Origin of the sequence: Rudanella paleaurantiibacter (assembly GCF_009184635.1) — a bacterium.
Taxonomy (GTDB): Bacteria; Bacteroidota; Bacteroidia; order Cytophagales; family Spirosomataceae; genus Rudanella; species Rudanella paleaurantiibacter.
The window spans coordinates 202,458-224,001 of record NZ_WELI01000002.1 but is presented as its reverse complement, the minus strand read 5'-3'; the positions used below and the strand labels follow the sequence as shown (position 1 = coordinate 224,001).

At 55.8% G+C, this 21,544-nt stretch carries 16 protein-coding genes; 4 read left to right on the top strand and 12 right to left on the bottom strand.

What is annotated here, in order from left to right; genetic code table 11:
• Window positions 1-396: 396 nt before the first annotated feature.
• Window positions 397-2,703, top strand: coding sequence for an SdrD B-like domain-containing protein (locus F5984_RS05720; RefSeq protein WP_152123317.1), 2,307 nt, complete (start codon window positions 397-399; stop codon window positions 2,701-2,703).
• Between the two features lie 159 nt (window positions 2,704-2,862).
• Here the strand turns inward: F5984_RS05720 and F5984_RS05715 are convergent, their stop codons facing one another.
• The 4 genes from F5984_RS05715 to rpsL all read right to left on the bottom strand — a co-directional run bounded on the left by F5984_RS05715 (window position 2,863) and on the right by rpsL (window position 6,594).
• Window positions 2,863-5,037, bottom strand: coding sequence for an FUSC family protein (locus tag F5984_RS05715; protein ID WP_152123316.1), 2,175 nt, complete (start codon window positions 5,035-5,037; stop codon window positions 2,863-2,865).
• A gap of 16 nt (window positions 5,038-5,053) precedes the next feature.
• Window positions 5,054-5,353, bottom strand: a complete 300-nt coding sequence (gene trxA, locus F5984_RS05710; RefSeq protein WP_152123315.1) for a thioredoxin — start codon at window positions 5,351-5,353, stop codon at window positions 5,054-5,056.
• Between the two features lie 206 nt (window positions 5,354-5,559).
• Window positions 5,560-6,027 carry a 30S ribosomal protein S7 gene (gene rpsG / locus F5984_RS05705; protein ID WP_019989505.1) on the bottom strand — a complete coding sequence of 156 codons (468 nt, stop codon included), beginning with the start codon at window positions 6,025-6,027 and terminating at the stop codon, window positions 5,560-5,562.
• 141 nt (window positions 6,028-6,168) lie between these two features.
• Window positions 6,169-6,594, bottom strand: coding sequence for a 30S ribosomal protein S12 (gene rpsL / locus F5984_RS05700; protein WP_027303134.1), 426 nt, complete (start codon window positions 6,592-6,594; stop codon window positions 6,169-6,171).
• Between the two features lie 338 nt (window positions 6,595-6,932).
• Between rpsL and F5984_RS05695 the strand changes: the two genes are divergently transcribed.
• Together F5984_RS05695 and tamL are read left to right on the top strand one after the other, a co-directional pair.
• The gene (locus F5984_RS05695; protein ID WP_246168844.1) at window positions 6,933-11,954 is read left to right on the top strand and encodes a translocation/assembly module TamB domain-containing protein; all 5,022 of its coding nucleotides are present in this window, start codon (window positions 6,933-6,935) and stop codon (window positions 11,952-11,954) included.
• A gap of 29 nt (window positions 11,955-11,983) precedes the next feature.
• Window positions 11,984-14,398: a translocation and assembly module lipoprotein TamL gene (gene tamL, locus F5984_RS05690; RefSeq protein ID WP_152123314.1), complete on the top strand. Its 2,415-nt coding sequence runs from the start codon at window positions 11,984-11,986 to the stop codon at window positions 14,396-14,398.
• Between the two features lie 125 nt (window positions 14,399-14,523).
• Here tamL and F5984_RS05685 read toward each other — a convergent pair whose 3' ends face one another.
• The 5 genes from F5984_RS05685 to F5984_RS05665 form a co-directional block, all read right to left on the bottom strand.
• Window positions 14,524-14,838, bottom strand: a complete 315-nt coding sequence (locus F5984_RS05685; protein WP_152123313.1) for a DUF3467 domain-containing protein — start codon at window positions 14,836-14,838, stop codon at window positions 14,524-14,526.
• A gap of 85 nt (window positions 14,839-14,923) precedes the next feature.
• Entirely contained in the window at window positions 14,924-16,210 is a 1,287-nt protein-coding gene (locus F5984_RS05680) for a metal-dependent hydrolase family protein (protein WP_152123312.1), read from the bottom strand.
• Between the two features lie 114 nt (window positions 16,211-16,324).
• Window positions 16,325-16,786 (bottom strand): hypothetical protein, encoded by a 462-nt coding sequence (locus F5984_RS05675; protein ID WP_152123311.1) that lies wholly within the window; start codon window positions 16,784-16,786, stop codon window positions 16,325-16,327.
• 82 nt (window positions 16,787-16,868) lie between these two features.
• On the bottom strand, window positions 16,869-17,312 hold the full coding sequence (locus F5984_RS05670) for a DUF4920 domain-containing protein (protein ID WP_152123310.1): 444 nt from the start codon (window positions 17,310-17,312) through the stop codon (window positions 16,869-16,871).
• 75 nt (window positions 17,313-17,387) lie between these two features.
• Complete coding sequence (locus F5984_RS05665) at window positions 17,388-18,032, bottom strand: ABC transporter ATP-binding protein (protein WP_152123309.1); 645 nt, start codon at window positions 18,030-18,032, stop codon at window positions 17,388-17,390.
• Window positions 18,033-18,072: 40 nt separating this feature from the next.
• Between F5984_RS05665 and moaA the strand changes: the two genes are divergently transcribed.
• The gene (moaA, locus tag F5984_RS05660; protein WP_152123308.1) at window positions 18,073-19,053 is read left to right on the top strand and encodes a GTP 3',8-cyclase MoaA; all 981 of its coding nucleotides are present in this window, start codon (window positions 18,073-18,075) and stop codon (window positions 19,051-19,053) included.
• Between the two features lie 14 nt (window positions 19,054-19,067).
• On the opposite strand, the gene F5984_RS05655 is transcribed toward moaA, so the two are convergent.
• The 3 genes from F5984_RS05655 to F5984_RS05645 are packed head-to-tail and all read right to left on the bottom strand — an operon-like array spanning window position 19,068 to window position 21,400.
• Complete coding sequence (locus F5984_RS05655; protein ID WP_152123307.1) at window positions 19,068-19,460, bottom strand: VOC family protein; 393 nt, start codon at window positions 19,458-19,460, stop codon at window positions 19,068-19,070.
• 12 nt (window positions 19,461-19,472) lie between these two features.
• Entirely contained in the window at window positions 19,473-20,003 is a 531-nt protein-coding gene (gene hpt, locus F5984_RS05650) for a hypoxanthine phosphoribosyltransferase (RefSeq protein WP_152123306.1), read from the bottom strand.
• A 35-nt stretch (window positions 20,004-20,038) separates the two neighbouring features.
• A complete protein-coding gene (locus F5984_RS05645; RefSeq protein ID WP_152123305.1) occupies window positions 20,039-21,400 on the bottom strand; it encodes a D-arabinono-1,4-lactone oxidase in 1,362 nt (453 codons plus the stop codon).
• Window positions 21,401-21,544 lie beyond the last annotated feature (144 nt).

Below are 21,544 nucleotides of genomic sequence, written 5' to 3'. Positions count from 1 at the left end.
GAACGTATGAAGCGAAAGGTAAGTGTTTTTTTTTGATGTGACACAGACCATTGGCTCAAAATCAAACAAAAAAAATACGAATTCAAATAGTAGCTAAAAAGATCGCCGAACAAGGCCATTCGGGTGAGTACGAGTTCTTTGTACGTCAACGCCGGATTTATGTAGGTGAATGGGTGGAAACATGTACTTGCGTTCGGTAGTAGGCCCGGTTCATCAGGTGTGCCATGGCTGGCGCTTCGAAGTCTAAAGAGTAGCAACCTGTAAAATAAGGCAAAATCAGCCTCTTTGCTACCGCAAAAGAAGTATACGGGCCGTCGATTAGAGGCCGGCATTCATTGCACCAATTCCCTACTATATTTACAAAGCATTTTCTCTCATAATCAGTCAGTTTACTGTATGAAACAGTATTTATTTGTTTGGGTATGGCTCTGTTTTGGGCTATGCATAGTGAGTGGGCTTTCGGGCCGGGCGCAGAGCATAAGCGGGACCGTTTACCGTGATTTTGATAGCAATGGCGAACGCACACAGAACGGCCCCGGCGGCTATTCGGAGCCGGGTATTGCTGGCGTTGAGGTAACAGCGTTCAATGCGGCCAATGCCGTTGTGGCCAGTACCACCACGTCGGCCGCCGGAACGTACACGCTCAATACGGGTTCCGGCCGGTTCAGGGTGATGTTTGCGGGCTTCCAAATGGGCGATTATGTCAGCCTGCGGGGTACTCAAAACCGGACTGATGTTCAGTTTGTGACGGCGGGGAGTGCCCCGGTTGATCTGGCCCTGAACTACCCGGCGCATTACTGTGGCGTGCCCGACCCGGCTCTGCTGGTTCCGTGTTACGTGAACGGCAACCCGGTGAGTGCGTCGGGGGTGTCGGCTGCGGGCCTGCGCGACGTGCTGGTGTCGGTGCCGTACAGTGCCTCTGGCCTGACCCCGCCCGAAACGATGGTGGCCAAAGGAGCCGAAATCGGGTCGGTGTACGGACTCGCGGTACTGCGGTCGGCCAACAAGCTGTTTTCGGCGGCTTTCACCAAACGGCATGTGGGTTTTGGTCCGGGCGGTCCGGGAGGTATTTACCTCACCAACCTGATTACCAACACCTCAAGCCTGTTTACCACGCTCAATGCCGGACCTGACCCACACACGAACCTTCCCACCGACCCCAACGCGGCCAATCGGGACGAGGGCGCTTTCGACGCGGTAGGCAAAGTAGGATTGGGCGATATTGAGCTGTCGGACGATAACCGGATGCTCTATGTCGTGAACCTGTTCGACCGCCGGATTTATCTAATACCGCTGGTGAGCGACCCACCCGCCGGTGCCGACCCCCGCGATTTTATCGCGCCCGGCACCATTACGTCGGTACCCGTACCCGACCCCGGCTGTGGCAATGGCACGTACCGCCCGTTTGCACTTAAATTCTGGCGGGGCAAACTCTACGTGGGCATGGTATGTAGCAACGAGAACCTACCGGTCCAGCAAAGTCCGTATGTCCTGCCCGCGCCCGGCAACGCGTTTGTGTATGCCTTTGATGTGGCCCCTGCTACCAATACCTTGAACCCAGCGGCTACGCAGGTGCTCAGTTTTCCGCTTACCTACCCCAAAGGCGCCACCGTCGACGGTCGCCCGTCGCTTCGGCAATGGTATGCCTGGGGGAGTAATTTCTACAACGCACCCCTGGGTGTGCCTGGCCGCCCGGCCGATGATCTGGCCTATCCACAGCCCTGGCTCACCGACCTGGAATTTGACGTCGACGGTGCCCTGATTCTGGGTATCCGGGACCGGTTTGGCGACCAGACGGGCTATCAAAATCTAGGCACTAACCCAGCCGATGCTGCTTTGTATTCGAGTGCCGCTACGGGCGACTTGCTCCGTGCCGGCCCTTGCGGCCCTGCCGGTACGTATGTGCTCGAGAGTGGCGGTTCGGTATGTGGTGCCGCACCAACCACAGCTGGAACAAACGGCGAAGGACCCGGTGGGGGTGAATTTTACGACGATAATGTGTTCTGCTGCCACGGCGAAAGCAGCTATGGCGGGCTGGCTTTGTTGCCGGGCCGGGGCGAGGTGGTCAACGTGTCGGTGGAGCCGCTCGACCTTATTTCGGCCGGTTTTCGGTATTTTGATAATGTCACGGGTGTGCAGCGTCGGGCAGTGGAGTACCGCCGGACGGGTACCCAAATCTATCGCTCCGACAACGCCAGTACGTTCGGGAAAGCCAATGGCCTGGGCGATGTTGAACTGAATTGCAACGCTGCCCCCCTTCAGATTGGTAATAGGGTATGGAACGATACGAACGGCAACGGTCGGCAGGATGCCGACGAAACCGGAATTGCGAGTGTTACCCTGAGTTTGTACCAGAATGGCTTTCTGGTGGCTTCGACCCAAACCGATGCCGAGGGGGAGTATTACTTTGGCCCGACCAACGTGCCGGGTGGGGTACAATTCTACACGGCCTACGAAATTCGGATCGGTTTGTCGGCTCCGGTATTGGCCGGCCGGTCGGTGTCGGTAGCGAATATCGTGGGCGATGACTGGATTGATGCCGACGCCACTGTGGCTAATGGAAACGCTGTAGTTTCCTTTACAACAGGAAGTTACGGGCAAAATGACTTTTCGATTGATTTCGGTTTTAATACCTGCCCCCCGCAAAAGTGCATTCCGATCACGGTGACACGCATTCGCCCGGACCGCCCGGCGGGGAATTAAGGGAATAGTTTAGCGTTTATGGTTTTTGGGTTGGGCACGTTTAGAGTCGAAGTCATCTCCTCAAAATAACAATGGACCCAAAATCATAAACCAAAGACCTTTTTTTAGAGAGAATATGTCGAAGGAAATCCCGGTGATGATTATCGCCGGGGTTTTTTGTTAACCCTGAATGGTAGCCGCCACTTTGGCCATGTCGGCGGTGAGTTTTTGCACAAAAGCCAGTTGTTCGGCCAGAAGCTGATCGTCGGGGGAATCAGTGGCTGGGCTTGTTGACGGCAGGGCGGGTGTGGTGACGAGTTCGGGGTTTTTATCGGTTCGGTCGAGCCGGTTCAGGGCCTCAGCCAAATGATCGAGCGACCGACGCACGGGCCGCAGCAGGGTGTCGGTCGCAGGGGTATGCTCCCGGTCGACGGTAGTAAGCACAATAGTGGCTACGTTAGACGAAAAGATATGGTTGAGTACCGCAAACTGAAGCAAATCCTGTTGATGCCGCCGTTTGCTTTTCGGCTCTGACAACATCCGTTCAAAAGCCGCCGATAGATTGGCCGACTGTACATACACGCTTTTCCGGGCCAGTTTGTAGTCGGTTTCGGTAACCACCCGGCCGCACAGGCTTTCTTCCAGTTTCTGAAGGTATTTGATGTCGGCGTTGAGTACATCACGCAGCACCGGCAGCACCTGTTCCGACTCCCAGCGCGGCAGCAGCCCATAGCTGGCAATAACGGCAATAACCCCGCCAATGAGTGTGTCGAGCATCCGTTCGCCTACCACTTCACGGAACCCGATTCCCATAAAGTTGAACAAGATCAGCACAAAGGGCGTCACGCAAATGACCATGGTGATGTAGTTCCGGCGTTGGAAACTGTAGGTGCCAAGCATAAACAACACCATGAATACAAACTGGGCAATCGGATTGGGTACAAAGGCCAGAATAACTACTCCCAGCAACCCGCCCGCCAGGGTACCCAGCAGACGATCACTATTGCGTTGGCGAGTGAGGGAGTAAGCCGGCTTAAGAATTACCGTGATGGTGAGCAAAATCCAGTAGCTGTGGTGCCCATTGGGCCAGAATGTGGCCACGATATACCCCACCACGCAGGCAATGGCCATTCGGAGCGAATACCGAAACACCGACGACCGCAGCGAGAGGTTATCGCGCAAACGGGCCACGTCAATGGGTTGGTGCGACACAAAGCGCGAGTAATCGAGTGTCGACGGGTCGGCGGGGGTGGTGCCGGTTTCGGGGGCAATTTGCAGTAACCCGTTGATGCGCTCAGCCAGCTGCCTGATACTCACCAGCACCCGCCGGAGCACCAGCGGGTTGCCCATGTCGGTGTTGGGTGGCAGGGCGTTGATAGCCGCCTGAATCTGTTCTAAAGCCGCGTGCATGTCCAGGCGCGGCCGGTGCGCACTGCCCTCCAGAATGGCCAGCCCGATGGCGTCGAGTTCGTTGACAAGCCGGTGAATCTGGGTGGCAATCAGATTCAGGATGCCCGTAGCCCCAAACCGGTCGCGCAACGATTGGTAATCGTAGTACATGGCCGAAATCTGCTCGTATAAATCGACCACTTCGGCAAAGGTCAACACCAGCACCCGGCCCGTAGAGGTGGTTTCGGCCACTACCTGCCTGCTTTTGAAAAGCAGTTCGCGCACAACATCCTGTTTTTCGCTCACTACCACATGCTGCGCTACCAGTCGGCGGTAATCGTCGTCAAGGTCGGTGCGTCCGTCGTAAAAATCGGCTTTGATGCGCAGAAACCGGGCAATTTCATGGATGCACTCAGCCAGAGCTTGTTGCGCCTGCCGATAGGGGCGGAACTGCCGAAATACCAGGCTGATGCCGGTGTACCACAAGCCGCCGAGCAAAATAAGGGTGGCCTGCGTCAGAATCTCAGAAAGAGCAATGGTTTGGCTACCCGTGGCTCCGGTGTTGGCCCCCCGGGCCATGGTCAAAATGAGGGTAAGCATCCCCGCCGAGCCGACGGCGGCCGCGCGGTTGCCATACACATTGAACAAGGCGAAGAAAAAGCTGAGCAGACCGATTTCGAGGCCGAGGGTCCAGCCGTTGAGCCGGGCAAAACCGGTCAGAATAGCCGTCAGGAAAATGGTCAGGCAGCAGGCCAGCAACCCGTTGCGCTTGTGAACGAGCGGCCCCGGCATGTCGGTAATACTGGCCGAGAGCGCTCCTAGGCCAATGAGTAAGCCTATGTCGGGTTGTTTCTGAACCTGAAAAAAGAACAGCGCCGGTAACAGCACGGCTACCGTAGTCCGCAGCCCATCGGAGAAATAATGGCTCGATAAAAAATAACGGACAGATCGGAGAATGGGCTGCATGAAACGGTAAACAAGATTACATCACCTGCCGAACGAGGTTTTCGAGCGTATGCAACGGCTGCACACCCGACTTACGCCAGACAATCTTGCCTTTATGAAACAAAATAAGCGTGGGCACGCTCTGAATCTGATACTGTGTAGCCGCGGCCCGGCTCCGGTCAATATCTACTTTGATCACTTTCAGTTTATCGCCCATGCGGTCGGCCAGTTGTTTGAGGGTAGGAGCCTGCTGTTTGCAGGGGCCGCACCAGTCGGCGTAAAAATCAACCAGTACGGGCGTGTCGCCTTTGACCAGTTCGCTAAAAGACGTTTTCATTGAGGTCTGTGTTTTGTTGTTCCGGGTATGGCCTGTGCATATACACCGGCTTACAGCTATAACAGGAAGCAGGCCCGGGCAGTTTCAGGGCGGTTACGGAGCGGTTTGCACCAAGTCGGTACGGCGTAAGTCCCTTTATGTATGCTAACAAAAAAGGTCCCGCCAAACGGCGGGACCTTTCAATTTCGCTTCGACTGAATTTGTTTTTAGAACCGGAAGTGTGAGAACGCCTTGTTGGCTTCGGCCATGCGGTGCGTATCGTCTTTCTTCTTCACGGCCGCTCCTTCACCTTTCGCAGCAGCTACGATTTCAGCAGCCAGGCGGTCGGTCATGGTTTTTTCGCCACGTGAACGAGCGTATTTAATCAGCCATTTCATGCCTACCGATACTTTGCGGTCAGCCCGTACTTCGGTGGGAACCTGGAAGGTAGCACCACCAACCCGACGGCTTTTTACTTCGACCGAAGGCATTACGTTGTTCAACGCCTTTTTCCATACGTCGAGACCGTTTTCGCTGGTACGCTTACCAACAATCTCCAGTGCGTCGTAGAAAATAGTGTACGCGATGCTCTTCTTGCCCTCGTACATGAGGTTATTAACAAATTTGGTTACCAGTACTTCCTTAAATTTCGGATCGGGTAACACGTACCGTTTTGGCGGTTTCGACTTTCTCATTGTGTCTTCAGATTCTGGATCTTACTCTGCCGCTGCTGATCAACGGGCAGTCCATATTTTAGTGTACAATGAATAATGAGGAATGGATAATGAGCGTTGCCCGAATAGGCACTATGCATTATGCATTACCCATTATTCGTTTTATTTCTTCTTGCCTTTAGCGGGCGCACCTTTGCCAGCGGCTGGAGCCTGACCTGGTTTCGGACGCTTGGCGCCGTATTTCGAGCGGCTTTGCAGACGGCCGTTTACACCAGCCGTATCCAGAGCACCCCGAACAATGTGGTAACGAACACCCGGAAGGTCTTTAACCCGGCCACCGCGGATCAGCACGATTGAGTGCTCCTGCAGGTTGTGGCCTTCGCCCGGAATGTAAGCATTGACTTCTTTGCCGTTCGACAAGCGAACACGAGCTACTTTACGCAGCGCCGAGTTTGGCTTCTTAGGCGTCGTGGTGTACACACGCGTACACACGCCCCGACGCTGAGGGCAGGCATCCAAAGCTGGTGATTTCGACTTGAAAACCAGCTTCTCACGGCCTTTACGTACTAATTGTTGTATGGTTGGCATTACGCTGAAAAATGTTTTTTGTACAGTCGTCGCGAAAATTGAGGTGCAAAGATAGGGAAATCAGGTTAGAATCACAACAGAAAGCCTTGACCAACGCGGCTCATTCGGATAATTTGTAGGCCTGTACGAGCCTTATAACCACCGGGAGTCACCTGCTGAAACTTTATCGGTGCGAAAGCGTCTTACAACATCAGAAAAGGGCCGCTAAGTCGTATTCTCAACACAATGCCACACTCGCGCGTTTTGTGTTGTATGCTAACTTGGGGGCTCTACGTTTAATCACCAGTTAAAGAGAAGCCCGGCAGTGATAGCCGGATACCATTCCGTACTCAATACCCGTGAGAAAAGCCATTTCAACCATACTGCTCGTCTTGCTGGCGGTCGTGCTTCTTGTGCTCGGCTTTGCGACCCTGATTGCGACTACCTCCTGGGGTGAGCGTATCGTGACGGCACAGGTGAATCGGTATTTAGCCAAGAAAATCAAGTCGCCGTTTCGGGTGGGCCGGATCAGCTACAAAATTCCCGACTATATCGAGCTGAATGATGTATTCTTCCAAACTCCCAAAGGTGATACGCTCCTGATTGGACAACGGTTGTTTGTGGATCTGGATATGCTGGGCCTGCTCGACAACCGGGTGGCTATCAATCAGATTGATCTGGAAAAGGTGCGCCTGAACATCAGCCGTACCCTGCCCGATACGACGTTTAACTTCGGCTACCTGCTCGATGCGTTTGTGACGCCCGGAAAGCCGCAACCCGCCCCAACCCCGCTTGATACCACTACGGCCCCGCTCGACATTAATCTCAAAGCCGTTACGCTCAAAGATGTGCGGGTCAAATACCTCGACGATGTGACCGGCGCTGATGTGGATGCGTACGTGGATACCCTGCGGGCTAACTTTGAACGGACTGACGTAGCCAATAACGTGTACCGCCTGCAAGACCTCACCGTGGATGGACTAAACACCCGCGCCCGGATCTACAAAGGCTTACCCGTGCCCGATTCGCCCCCCTCGCCCGATACACTGGATATTGCACTGGGAAAATGGCAGATTAACCGCGCCCGCTGGGATGTAAATCTGGTCGAGCAGAAACTGACCACCGCCGGGCAGTTGCAGACGCTGGCGATGGAAACCGATTATTTCTTTCTCAACAGCGAACGGTTGGGTGTAAAGTCGCTGGTGCTGACGGGGGCTAACGTCCGTTACGACGACCTCACTCAGCCCCGGCAGCGCACCGGCGTTGACTACGCTCACCTCGACCTGCGCGACGTGGCCTTCCGGGGCGAACAGCTGCGGTATAATCCCCAGCAGATTTCGGGGCAATTGCGGCAAGGCCGCATGCGCGACAAAAGTGGTCTGGTGTTGCAACGGCTCGACGGCGACTTGCTCTACACCGACAAAACAACTGCCCTGACCAACCTCTGGATTCAGACGCCCAAAACCCTCTTGCGCGATCAGGTCGTGTTGCGGTACGACTCCATCGGGCAACTCGCCCGGCCGGGGCAGGCCAACCGGGTGCGGGTCGATGTAAACCTGCGGCAGAGCGTCATGGCTTTGTCGGATGTGCTGTTACTGGCTCCGCAACTGGCAGGCACGTTCAAAAATAACGAAGCGGCTACCATTCGTATGAACGCCCGCGCCACAGGTACGCTGGCTGCGCTCAACCTGCCCGTGCTCGATTTGGCGGCTCTGTCGGGAACGCGCATCCGCGCCCGGGGTCGACTCACTAACCTGACCGACACCGACCGGTTGGGTCTCGACCTGACCATTACCGAAGCCACCACCCGGCTGGCCGATATTCAACGGGTAGTTCCTAAAAACACCTTACCTGACGCGGTCGATATTCCGCCCCAGTTGCGGTTATCTGGCCGCATTCGGGGACGGCTCAACGACCTCGACCTGCAAACCCGACTCAATACCAGTTGGGGTAATGCCACGTTCGACGGGCAACTCCGGGGCTTTGTGGAGGGTCGTAATCAGGGCTATTCGGGTACACTGGCCCTGGCTGATTTTCAGGCTGGCAAATGGCTGAAAGACCCTAAACAGTATGGCCCTGTTACGGCTATTGCCACGGTCAACGGTACCGGGCTCGACGTAAAATCAATGAATACCTCGTTTCGGGTAACCGTTGATGAGGCTACGTTGAATGGGTATCGTTACCAAAATGTAGCTGCTTCGGGACAGCTGGCGCGGGGTGTGCTCAACATCAAAGGGGTGAGCGATGACCCCAATGCCCGCCTGCAACTCGATACCCGCGTGGGACTTTTGAGCGATTACCCCAGCATTACCGGCACGGTTGACATTGCCCAACTCGACCTGAACCGACTGAAACTTTACAGCGAACCCCTCGACCTGCGGGGGAAACTCGTTCTGAATATGACGTCGACGGACCCCGCCAAACCCGTCGGGACCCTGTCTACAGATGGGGCCGTGATTCGGTACGGGGGACAGTCGTACCCGCTCGATGAGGTATTCCTCAAAGCCACCGCCGACGGAGGACGCAAGCAGATTGCCGCCCGGGTGCCGTTTGCGCAACTCAAGCTCGACGGGCAGTTTGCCTATGACCGCCTGTACGACATCATTGTGTCGGAAGTGAGCCGGTATTTTGCTATTCCGGGGCTGACGTACCGAAACACCCCTCCGCCGTATGACTTTAAAATCGACGCCAAGGCCTACCAGCACCCGTTGCTGAAAGCGTTTGTGCCCAAGCTCACCCGGCTCGATACGGTACGATTGGCGGCTTATCTGGACAACCGCAACGACACCACCTTTGCGGCCTCGCTCCGTACGGGTGTCATTGAGTACGACTCCAGTCTGGTGCGGAGTGCCAACTTGTTGCTGCGGGGTACGGCGAGCGGGTATGTACAGCCGTTGCCCGTTGGAATTGCGGCTCGTAACAGCCTGAACACATCGGTCAACCGGTTGCTGGCACCTGTTTCGGAGCAGCTGCCAGCAACCCGTAATGGCGAGCTGTTTGTGCGTGGCCAGATCAGTTCGGCCAACGCGTCGGGGCTCGAAATTGGCCTGGCTAACCTAGTCGGGACGGCGGCTAACAACAAGCTTACTTTTGAAGTGATGAGCAAAGACTCGTCGCGTCGGGATGTGTACGGCCTGCGCGGGCAGGTGGCTGCGCTGGGGCAAGACTACCGGGTGCAGCTGGCCCAAAACGGGTTGTTGCTCAATTATCAGAATTGGTCGTCCGACACGACCGGCTACGTGCAGTACGGCCCGGCCGGCTTGTTTGTCAATACGCTACGGTTGCGGCACCGCGATGAGTACATCGAACTGGCCAGTACGGAGCCCTACGCCAATGCACCCCTGCGGGTTACGATTCGGAATTTTAACCTGACCGACGCGGCCAAAATCGCTAATCAGGATACAACCCTTGCGAGTGGGCAGCTCGACGGCACCGTGGTACTGCGCGATTACCTGGGCGAGGACTCGGATCTGTCGTTTGTGGGTTCGGTAAACGTGGATAGCCTGCGGGTGATGGATAAGCCCATTGGTAATATGACCGGCCGGTTTACCAACAGCACTGACGGAAAAGTGGGTATCAACGTAGCACTGAGTGGCCCCGACAATCAGGCCACCCTCAACGGTACATACAACGGAGCTAACTCCGGCCTCGATCTGGTGGTCGATCTGCAAAAACTGGCCGCCCGAACTATTGAAGCCTTTAGCTTTGGCGAACTCCGGCAGGCCCGGGGCGACCTGACGGGGCAGTTCACCGTGGCCGGTACCACATCGAATCCCAAAATAAACGGAGAGGTTCGGTTCGATTCGGTGGCGTTTAACATCAAACAGCTTAACGCAACCTACCGAATCGATCAGGAACGGCTTCAGTTTAGTGGTTCAACCGTGAGCCTTAACAACTTCACCCTGACCGATACCCTGGGCCGCACCCTCAACACATCGGGCACCTTGACACTGGCCAACATCCCCGACGTGGGGTATAACCTGAACGTGCGGGCCAACGATTTTCTGGCCCTCAATGCGGCCCGCAAAGACAATGACTACGTGTACGGACAGGCGTCGGTAACGGCCAATCTGCGCATCCGGGGAACAGGCACCAACGCGTCGGTGGTGGGTACAGTACGGGTTGAGGACGATACCAAGGTGTCGTTTGTATTGCCCGACGATACGCCCGAATTGAACGACGCCCGGCAAACGGTCACGTTTATCAATCATAACGATACGCTCGCCCTGAGCAAGTATCTGGTGAAGCCCAAGCGTGATACCGTAAACACCAAGATTGCGTTTGAGGAACTGAATAATGCGACCATTTCGCTCAATATTGAGGTCGATGAGAAGTCGGAGTTTACGATTGTGGTCGATGAACTGAACGGCGACTACCTGCGGGCGCGGGGTAATGCCGACCTGAACGTGACGATCGATCCGGCGGGCAATATTGGCATTCTGGGCCGCTACGAGGTGACCGAGGGTGAGTACTCGCTTACCTACGAGGTGCTGAAACGGCAGTTCAAAATTCAGCGAGGTAGCTCCATCACCTGGACCGGCGACCCGCTGAGTGCCCAGGTCGATATTACGGCCGTGTACGAAACCCGGGCGGCCCCTGCCAACTTGGTGGCCAACGAGATTGCCGGGCAAAATAACGCCTTGTACCAGAACAAAATGCCGTTCAACGTACTACTTCAGATTGGCAATAATCTGGCTAAGCCAAGCCTGAACTTCGATATTGTGCGGCCCACCAACGGCAACAGCAACGCCATTGTAGCCGGGGGCGTTACGCAGACCGTCGACAACAAACTGGCGTTGCTCCGGCGCGATCAGTCGCAGATCAACAAGCAGGTGTTTGCCTTGCTGGTGCTGGGCAATTTTATCTCCGAAAACACGGCTGACTTCTTCTCAACCGGAAGCGGTGGGGGCGTGGGCGCGGGTGCTGAAAACATTGCCCGAAACAGCGTGAGCAAGATTCTGTCTGAGCAATTAGAGCGGTTTGCTTCGAGCCTGATAAAAGGCGTTGATGTGAACTTCAACCTCAACTCGACCAATCAGGCAGCCACCGCCAAAGGCCCCACCGGCAGCCGAACCGACCTTAATGTGGGCCTATCGAAAAGCTTTCTGTCGGGGCGGCTTTCGGTATCTGTGGGGCGCAACTTTGTGCTCGAACGCCCGAGAGAGTCTATAGAACGTAATCAAAACGAAATTTTCGACAACTTCTCAATCAACTACAATCTGACCCCTGACGGTCGTTATGTGGTGCGAGGCTACCGGCGCAACGAGCAACAAACCGTACTGGAGGGCTATGTAGTTGAGACGGGCGTCGGCTTTGTGATTACGGTCGACTACAACACATTTGCTGATTTACGGCGACGGAGAAAGGAGGAAACGCTGTGAAGTTTCCCCAAAACTGTCGTGTTCTGTTCATGAACGTTCGCTATTTTATTTTACTGGCTGTTTGCCTGCAAGCGTGTAACCTCGCCAAGCGGCTGCCCGCCAATGAGCGCCTGTACGTAGGAACCGACGTGAACCTGTCGGCCGACTCGACGGTGACGAAAGAGGCCCGCGACGAATTGCAGGTGCAACTAAAAGAGCTTGCCCGGCCCCGACCCAACAAAACCCTGCTTGGGTATCCGTACAAGGTGGCCATGTATTACCTGTTTGGCGAGCCCAAAACGGAGAAGGGCTTTCGGGCGTGGTTTCGGCGTAAATTTGGGGAGGCTCCGGTGTTGGCAAGCGCCAAGGCTATCTCGTCTAATGCCACCATTTTTGCCGGGTTGATGGAAAATGAAGGCTATTTCCGGTCGAGCGTGACCGGGCGGCTGACCGAGCAGGGCTACAAAGCGCGCGGGGTGTACGATGTGCGCGTACCGGCCCGGTACACCATCGACTCGGTGCTGTTTCTGACCAATTCCGACCTGCCGCAACGCCCCGATACGCTCAACGAAAACGATGCTCGCGACACCCCCCGCGCCGACCGGCAGCAACCGACTATCCGACGGGCCGACGATGCCATGTTTGCTATTTCGCCCCGTACGCTGCTCAAACCCGGCGATCCGTACCAGTTTGATGTGATCAAGGCCGAGCAGGAGCGAATCAGTACCACGCTCAAAAACCGCGGCTTTATCTATTTTCTGCCCGACTACGTGGCTATTCTGGCCGATAGTGCCGTTGGCAACCACAAGGTACGGCTCTACGTGGCCCTTAAGCCCGAAATGCCCGAAGCAGCCGGTCAGCCGTACTTTATCCGAAACGTGTACGTGTACCCGAACTACACGATTAACAACCAAACCGGCAACGACACCAACCGGACGCAAGCCTACACCCCAAGTGACACGACCCTCAGGCGGGTGTTTATCGTCGATTCGGCACGGCTCTACAAACCCCGGTTGTTCAACGATATTCTGAGTTTGAAACCCGGCCGCCGGTTCAGTAGCCGGGCGCAGGATCTGACCCTGAGCCGGTTTATCAACGTGGGCACGTTTAAGTTTGTCCGAAACCGGTTCGAGCCAATTCAGCAGGGCGATTCGGCCTTGCTCGATGTGCATTACTACCTGACGCCCTACCCTAAAAAATCCATTCGGGGCGAGATTGCCGGTACGTCGCGCTCCAACGGGCTGGTGGGGTCGGAGCTGACCCTCAGTTTGCTCAACCGGAACCTGCTCCGGCGGGCCGAACTGCTCACGCTCAACGCCAGTGGTGGTTTTGAAATTCCGGTAGCCGCGCTGGGCCGCGTTACCACCACGTATCGGTACGGGGTTACGGCCAGCCTAAACGTGCCGCGCCTGATGGTGCCGTTCCGAATTCGGTACGATCAGCGGCAGTCGTTGCCTAAAACAATCATCAGTGCCGGGTTTGAGGCCCTCAACCGGTCGAAATATTACACGCTCAATTCGTTCAATGCGTCGTTTGGCTATGCGTTCCGAACTAATCAGCGGGTTGAGCAGAATTTTACGCCGTTCAGCATCAACTATGTGCAGTTGGCCAACGAAGGGCCGTTCCTCGATTCACTGGCGCTCGACCCACAAACATCGCCCATCTGGTACAACATCATCACCGGCGAACAAATCATCCTGAACAGTCTCTACACGGTCAGTTATAGCTCATCGCCCCGCACGGCTACCCCCCGCACGTACCGGGTGCAGTTCGGTATTGAGCCAGCAGGAAATCTGGCTTCGCTCGTGATCAACAACCGAAACAGTGAAGGCAGCAATGAGCTCCTGGGCGCACCTATCGCGCAGTACCTGAAACTGGATTTGGATACGCGTTATTATTGGCGATTGTCGTCGGGCATGACCTGGGCCAGCCGGTTTTTGGCGGGGGTTGGTTTGCCGTATGGTAACAGCAGTCGGCTGCCGCTCATTAAGCAGTACTTTTCGGGGGGGAGCAACAGCCTGCGCGGGTTTCGGCCCCGTACGCTTGGGCCGGGTACCTTTACGCGGGTAACCGATGGCACCGGCTTTATCTTTCAGGACGGCGGGGGCGATATTAAGCTGGAAGCCAGTACCGAGCTTCGACCCAAATTCAACCAGTACCTGCAGGGGGCTTTGTTTATTGATGCGGGCAATGTGTGGTTGAAAGATCCATCGAACGCCGTGCTCTACGATAGCGCAAGCACCATTTTCGGCCGTAACTTTTACAAGGAAATCGCCGTAAACGGGGGGATTGGTCTGCGGGTCGATTTGTCGTATTTCCTTTTCCGGCTTGATTTGGGGATTCCCTTCCGCCGACCCGACCGGCCCGACGGGCAACGGTGGGTATTCAACGAGATCAACTTCCGCGACCCGGTCTGGCGTCGGCAAAATCTGGTTCTGAACGTAGCGATCGGTTATCCGTTCTGACGAAAAAACCTGCAAGGTCTTGGAGACGGCACCAGCCGCCCGGCTTACAGGTTTGGGGATTGCGTTAAAAAAACCTGCAAGGTCTTTGAGACCTTACAGGTTTGGAGACCAGTTTAGAGGAGATCTTACGCCATCCCGACGGGGCCGCCAAAGCCCGATGGAAACCGGAAATTGTCGTCGGGCTGATCGATACTGCCGAAGCTTTCTTCGTAGCGGCCAATGTTTTCTTTCAGGGCCGAGAGTAGCCGCTTGGCGTGTTCGGGCGTCAGAATAATCCGGGCTTTTACCTTCGCTTTGGGCACACCGGGCATCAGCCGGATAAAGTCCAGAATAAACTCGCTGTTCGAATGGGCAATCATCGCCAGATTGGCGTACGTGCCTTCTGCAATATCATCCGACAGTTCTACGTCGATGGTATTTTCCTGAGCTTGGTTGTTCATTAGGTAACGTGTATTGCGGACAAAGAATCGTGTATAGGGAACGATGCCACGGCCAAATTGGTGCGCGCCCGGCCGTAGCGGTTGGTTATTGTTTGTAGACTTTCCCGTCTTTCATCACAAACCGTACCGTTTGTAACGTCTTGACGTCTTGCAGTGGATTACCGTCTACCGCAATCAGATCGGCTAATTTACCCGTTTCGACCGAGCCCAGCTGGTTTTTCATGCCCAGCAGTTCGGCATTGACGAGCGTAGCCGACCGGATGGCTTCGAGCGGGGGCATTCCGCCTTCAACCATGTATTCAAATTCTTTGGCGTTGTAGCCGTGCGGATAAACACCGGCATCGGTACCGAAGGCGATTTTAACGCCCGCCTTGTACGCCTTCGCGAAGGTCGATTGCACTTTGGGGCCGATAGCCAGCGCCTTGGGCGTCACGAGGGCGGGGTAATAGCCAAAAATACGGGCCGAGTCGGCAGCCGTGCGCCCGGCAATAATCGTGGGGACGTAGTACGTACCGTACTGCTTAAAGAGGGTAATGGCTTCGTCGTCCATGAGGGTGCCGTGTTCGATGGTGGTCACACCGGCCCGAATGGCGCGTTTCATGCCTTCGGCACCGTGGGCGTGGGCAGCTACCGTGAAGCCGTAGTCTTTGGCCGTTTCGACAATGGCTTTCAGCTCTTCGTCGGAAAACTGCGGCCCCTGTCCGTCTTTGGCATTGCTCAGCACCCCACCTGTTGCGGTAATCTTGATTACGTCGGAGCCCTCTTTGTACCGTTGCCGAACGGCCTTACGAGCGTCGTCGGGCCCGTTGATTACCCCTTCGAGCGGCCCCGGATCACCCGCCAGTTCGCGCCGGTAGCCGTTGGTTGGGTCGGCATGGCCGCCGGTAGTGGCAATACTTTTGCCACAGGTAAAAATGCGCGGGCCCTCGGCGAGCCCCCGGTTTACTGCATTACGCAGGGCAATGTTGACGCCCGAACCGCCCAGATCGCGCACAGTAGTAAAACCCGCCATCAGGGTAACTTTGGCGTAGCGAGCCGCCTGATAGGCTATATCGGGTACATTTTGGGTAAACCGCTCGTAGGCACCACCCCGCCGGGTTTCGCTTTCGAGGTGTACGTGCATATCAATAAGACCCGGCAGTACGGTTTTACTCCGCAGGTCAATTACCTGGTCCTGCCCCGATCCGGCGGTGTAGCCTTTCTGAACGGCTGTGATTTTGTTGCCTTCGACCACCACGGTCATTTCACGCTGAAGATCATTACGTACCCCGTCGAAGAGGTTACCGCAGTGGAGTAGGGTGCGCTGTTGGGCCAATGCTGGTGTCACGCCCAGTGCGAGTGCGGTCAATAGGTACAAGTAGTGCTTTTTCATTCAGGTACGGTTTTACGGCCACAACAGGCGGTAGAGTCCGTTTTATGGCCGTCAGCAAGATACAGCGAATCGGGCAATGAACGAAACAGGATCACCGGCGTACCTGACCCAGTGCTACAACGGGGTTACACGCAAAATGGCCCGGCCACCCGGTCGGCCTGTATTGCTGTTGGTGTACTGACCACGCAGCACAAGCGAATATGTCCGGTTACGATGCACCACACCCGTGGAATCGAAGGTGTACGGAACCTTGACCCGGTTATCGCCCATGAGTGCAAACAGCCGGACCCGGCGGCTCTCCTGGGCCGTAGTAACCCGCAGGGAAGCAAATACATTGTCGGGCCCGAAACAGGCCGCTTCGGGTGGGCAGATAAAGATATTGACTGTGTCGGGGATAATCGTGAAGCCCGTTTGGAGCGTGATGCGTTGTCCGGGTGTCAGCACATACTCGCTGGCTGGCAGGACTGGAGCAATCTCCTCGGCTTTTCGGGATCGGCAGGCGTAGCCTATGCAAATCAGCAGTAGGGCAAAAGCACAAAAACGAGCTGGCCCGTGTAGCAGGACATAGCGCTTCATGGTGTACAATCGGTATGGTTCAGGTGTGAATGTACCTGTCAGCGCGGTACGGTGTGCCCGCGCTGACAGGGTAAGCGTATGGTTACTTCACAATTACGCCGTCGGCAACGAACGTAACGGCTTTTTCGGGCTGAGTAATCTTGGCGATTTCGGCTTTGCTCTTGCCGGCATCTTCGGCGTAGTGCTTCAGGTCGGCAACCGAGGTTGTGGTTTGCTGGGCGGTGCCTTCAAAAACAACCTGCTTCCCCACAATGTCTTTCGGAACAAAAAAACCATAATCCCGGAAGGTCACGCGCATGGTTTGGCCATCAGCGGTTTTTACCTTCATCCAGCAGCCTTTCATTTTGCAGACCGACTCGACCGTACCCTGTACTTTGGTATTAAACTCCGACTTGTCGCCCAGTTTGGCTACCAGTTCGGGGGCCGGGATGGCGCCGTCTTCCGTAATTTTCTTGCCGTGAAAGCTCTGTGCGTTGGCGCCGACCGTAAGGCCTACTGACAAAGCGAAGATGAGTGCGTATTTCATACTATTGTTCGTTGGATATTGAATAGCCGATGCAGGATCATTGAACTATACTTTCGCATCAGCCTGTCAAATATACTATTTTTTCCACTGCATGACATCCAGCACATTAGCGCAGAACTCGTACTCGGCGGGGTCGTTGGAGCCAATCAGCAGCAGCTGGTCGGGCTGGAGGGTTTGCACCTGCTCGTGGTACCAGGCGGCTCCCTGCCGGTCGAGGTTGCTGGTGGGCTCGTCGAGAATCACGACGGGGGCCTGCGAAAAAAAGGCCAGCCCCAGCTTGACGCGCTGTTTCATCCCCGACGAATAAAACTTGATTTCCTTGTCGATGGCGTGGCTCAGACGCATCCGGTCGGCGGCTTCGTCGAGGCTCAGCCCCGTTTTAAACGGTTTAAACGTCTGGTGAAACGCCATCATTTCGCGCAGGGTCAGTTCCTCGATTAATTCGAGATAGGGGGCAGCAATGGTTACGTGCTGAAACCAGGTATCGGTAGGGATTGTTGTTCCCTGGAAGGTGTAAGTCAGGCGGCCTTCGGTGGTAGGCAGTGCCCCCGATAGCAGTTGCAGCAGGGTCGATTTGCCGCTGCCGTTGGGCCCCACAAAGGTAAAACTGTTGGCCGGGCCGGTGGGCGAGGAGTGGCTCGTCAGCTGAAGGTCGACGTGCCGGAACACCCATTCACGCCGATATTTTTTACCAACATCACTCGCAGTAAGCTGAATCATGTCGCAAAGGTAGCGTCTGTTCCTTAACTTGCGTATTCTCATGCTGTACGACAATCATAACCGCCCTATCCAGTATCTCCGACTGGCCGTAACCGACCGCTGCAACCTCCGGTGCTTTTACTGCATGCCGGAAGAGGGTATCAAGTACCTGCCCAAGCATCAGCTCCTGACCTACGAAGAGATGGAGCGGATTGTGCGTGTGCTGGCGGGTATGGGTGTTTCGAAGGTCAGAATCACGGGCGGAGAACCCTTCGTACGCAACGGACTCATGGATTTCATGCGGACGTTGAGCGGTATTCCCGGCCTGAACGAGCTGGCTATGACCACCAACGGTGTGCTGACGGCCCCGCACGTAAACGAGCTGGTGGAACTGGGCGTGCGGTCGGTGAACCTGAGCCTCGATTCCCTCGACCGGGAGCGGTTCCGGCAGATTACCCGGCGCGACGAGTTGCCGGCGGTGCTCAACACGCTCGATGCGCTGCTGGCCGCTGGCGTGCAGGTAAAAATCAACGCCGTCGTGATGGAGGGCCAGAACACCCAGGATCTGGGGCCACTGGCCGAACTATCGCGGCAGCCGGGCGTGTCGGTGCGGTTTATCGAAGAAATGCCGTTCAATGGTGAGGGAACGCACTACCCCGTGCTGAACTGGACCTATCGCCGGATTCTGAACGAGCTACAGCAGCTCTACCCCGGCCTCCAAAAAGTGCCCGACGGTCCGTTCTCAACCTCCTACGACTATCAGATTCCGGGCTATGCCGGTACGTTGGGCGTGATTGCAGCTTTTAGCCGGACGTTCTGCGGCACCTGCAACCGAATTCGACTGACGGCGCAGGGTACGCTCAAAACCTGTCTGTACGACAATGGTGTGCTCGATGTGCGCGCGCTTTTGCGGGCCGGTGCCTCTGACGACGAGTTACGGGCTGCGTTCCTGAAAGCCTTTGCACACCGCCCCGCCAACGGCTTCGAAGCTGAGCAACAGCGGGCCCCAGTCACCGAGTCGATGTCGACAATTGGGGGGTAGTGAGGTTCTGAGGGCTACCCGCGCGGCTCAATTAAATCCCACAGGTTGCCGTACAAATCGGCGAAAACAGCGACTGTGCCGTACGGCTCTACAACGGGCGGGCGAACAATCTGTATATTCTGATCAAGTAGGTTCTGGTAGTCGCGGGCGAAATTGTCGGTGTACAGAAACAGAAAAACGCGCCCTCCGGTCTGATTCCCCACGCGACTCTGCTGCTCGTCGTTAGCAGCTTTAGCCAGAAGCAATCGACACTCAGTTGCCCCTTTGGGCGCTACCAGAACCCACCGTTTCGTTTCGCTCAGAGCGGTATCCTCCAGTAAATCGAAATGGAGCTTTTGCGTATAGAACGCGATGGCTTCGTCGTAATCATCGACGACCAGCGCTATGTGGGCAATATGTTGTTTCATGCTGTTGGGAGCCTACTCACTCAGCACAAAAATGTCCTTTGTGTTGCGGCCCAGTCCGTCGTAGTCGAGGCCATAGCCGAGTACAAACCGGTTTTCGATTTCGAACCCGACGTAATCGAGCTTCAGGGGACGTTTCAGAGCCTCGGGTTTGAACAGCAGGGTGGCTACCGCCAGCGAAGCCGGTTTGTGTTCGCGCAATTGGTCGCACACATCGCCGAGGGTCAGGCCCGTATCGACAATATCTTCTACCACAATTAGGTCGCGGTCGGTAATCGACTCGCCCAGACCCAGAATCTGCTTCAGATGGCCCGTAGAGCTGGTTTGGGTGTACGACGAAACCCGGATGAACGTGATTTCGCAGGGCATGGTCAGTTGTCGGAACAAATCGGCGGCAAAGAGCACCGCTCCATTGAGAACGACCACCATCAGCGGTTTTTTGTCGTGATACTCCTGATTGATCTGCGCGGCAAGGTCGGTAATGCGCTGCTGAATGTCGTTGGCCGCAATAAACGGGACAAACGTTTTGTCGTGAATCGTCAACATGAATTGGCTGGCAAAAGCCAAAGATACAACCAACTTTAGCTACTGAACAGGTTTGTGTCGATAAACGCGTTTCGAAACTTACCACTCGGGTCGTATTGCTGCATCAACGCTTTAAACTCGGCCAGTTTGGGTATTCGGCTCTGCAAGGTAGCGGGGGCCATCGTAAACAGCTTACCCCAATGCGGCCGCCCATTGAACGGGGCCAGTTTTTCTTCGATGAGCGGGAGTATCTGCCGCACAGCCTCCCACTCAGGTTTCCAGGTAAAGTGAATGGCTACGGTTGTCTGGTTGTACTGCGGACTCAGCCAGAGGGTATCGGCGGCAATAGTCCGAATTTCGGTGATAAACAGGTGCGTGCTGATTTTTGCCCCTAAACTGGCTACGGCCGTTATGGCGTCGTATGCGTGTTCAATCGGTACGAAATATTCAGACTGTAGCTCCTTGCCACTGCTGGGCGTGAACCCCATACGGAAGTGCGGCAGTCGCTCGTACCACGGCCCCGGAACGCCCATCTGCTCGGTGCAGTTTTCGGCCGAATGGTCGTCGAGAGGGTGCATATTCTGCGTAGCCAGTTTGGCCCCGTAAAACTCAGGCGCGAGCGAAACCGGCGCCTGACTGTTACCCTCTACCCGGCTCTTAATCCAGACCTGATTGATGTTGGAGTTGCGCCAGTCGGTAAACAGACTCACGCTGTATCCGCTCGACATGATGGTTTCGAACTGGGTTTCTAGGACCGCCATCGGCAGGTTACGGTACACGGCCTGCTGCATCATAAACGTAGGTTGCAGGGCGAGGGTGAGTTTGGTAATCACACCAAGGCTGCCAAGGCCCACCACGGCTCCATCGAACAGGTCGGGGTTCTGCGCCCGTGAGAGGGTGACGGTTTGGCCGTTCGCGTCGATCAGTTCGAGGGCGGTAACGGCCGTTGCGAGGTTCCCGTTTTTGATGCCCGAACCATGCGTGGCGGTGGCGCAGGCACCCGCTACCGATATGTGCGGTAACGAAGCCAGATTGTGCAGGGCAAAGCCTTCTTTGTGCAGATACTCGCACAGTTGCCCGTAGGTAGCCCCGCTCTCAACCGTGACGGTCTGGGCGCTACGGTCGAGTGACACAATACGGCCCATACCCTTGAGCGATACCTGCGCCACAGTGCTGTCGGCAATGGCGTTGAACGAATGTCGGCTACCCAATGCCCGTATCTGTTTGGTGTTTCGGATGCTCTCCTGAACCTCGGCGGCTGTAGTTGGCGAGTTTACGTTGCCGGTGCTGTACGTAAGATTACCGGCCCAATTGGTCAGGGGTTGGTTGCCGGTTTGGTTTTGGCAGGAAACAAGTGGCGACAAGAGGCTGCCTGCGAGCAGGGTCGATGAGGTTTTCAAAAAGGTACGTTTGTTCATGGGGTTCAGGCAACAAGATACAGCGGTAAAAGACACCCGTACCGGCTCCTTACCGACCGGTTCTTACCATACCGCCCCTGAACACCTCAAAACACCCGCATACTAACCGGATGCACTAAAAAATAGACCCAAAGTAAACGGACT

What these genes read in the sequence shown, in the direction of transcription:
- F5984_RS05720 (WP_152123317.1), top strand. Translation starts at nt 397, where the DNA reads ATGAAACAGTATTTATTTGTTTGGGTATGGCTCTGTTTTGGGCTATGC.
- F5984_RS05715 (WP_152123316.1), bottom strand. Translation starts at nt 5,037, where the DNA reads ATGCAGCCCATTCTCCGATCTGTCCGTTATTTTTTATCGAGCCATTAT.
- trxA (WP_152123315.1), bottom strand. Translation starts at nt 5,353, where the DNA reads ATGAAAACGTCTTTTAGCGAACTGGTCAAAGGCGACACGCCCGTACTG.
- rpsG (WP_019989505.1), bottom strand. Translation starts at nt 6,027, where the DNA reads ATGAGAAAGTCGAAACCGCCAAAACGGTACGTGTTACCCGATCCGAAA.
- rpsL (WP_027303134.1), bottom strand. Translation starts at nt 6,594, where the DNA reads ATGCCAACCATACAACAATTAGTACGTAAAGGCCGTGAGAAGCTGGTT.
- tamL (WP_152123314.1), top strand. Translation starts at nt 11,984, where the DNA reads ATGAACGTTCGCTATTTTATTTTACTGGCTGTTTGCCTGCAAGCGTGT.
- F5984_RS05685 (WP_152123313.1), bottom strand. Translation starts at nt 14,838, where the DNA reads ATGAACAACCAAGCTCAGGAAAATACCATCGACGTAGAACTGTCGGAT.
- F5984_RS05680 (WP_152123312.1), bottom strand. Translation starts at nt 16,210, where the DNA reads ATGAAAAAGCACTACTTGTACCTATTGACCGCACTCGCACTGGGCGTG.
- F5984_RS05675 (WP_152123311.1), bottom strand. Translation starts at nt 16,786, where the DNA reads ATGAAGCGCTATGTCCTGCTACACGGGCCAGCTCGTTTTTGTGCTTTT.
- F5984_RS05670 (WP_152123310.1), bottom strand. Translation starts at nt 17,312, where the DNA reads ATGAAATACGCACTCATCTTCGCTTTGTCAGTAGGCCTTACGGTCGGC.
- F5984_RS05665 (WP_152123309.1), bottom strand. Translation starts at nt 18,032, where the DNA reads ATGATTCAGCTTACTGCGAGTGATGTTGGTAAAAAATATCGGCGTGAA.
- moaA (WP_152123308.1), top strand. Translation starts at nt 18,073, where the DNA reads ATGCTGTACGACAATCATAACCGCCCTATCCAGTATCTCCGACTGGCC.
- F5984_RS05655 (WP_152123307.1), bottom strand. Translation starts at nt 19,460, where the DNA reads ATGAAACAACATATTGCCCACATAGCGCTGGTCGTCGATGATTACGAC.
- hpt (WP_152123306.1), bottom strand. Translation starts at nt 20,003, where the DNA reads ATGTTGACGATTCACGACAAAACGTTTGTCCCGTTTATTGCGGCCAAC.
- F5984_RS05645 (WP_152123305.1), bottom strand. Translation starts at nt 21,400, where the DNA reads ATGAACAAACGTACCTTTTTGAAAACCTCATCGACCCTGCTCGCAGGC.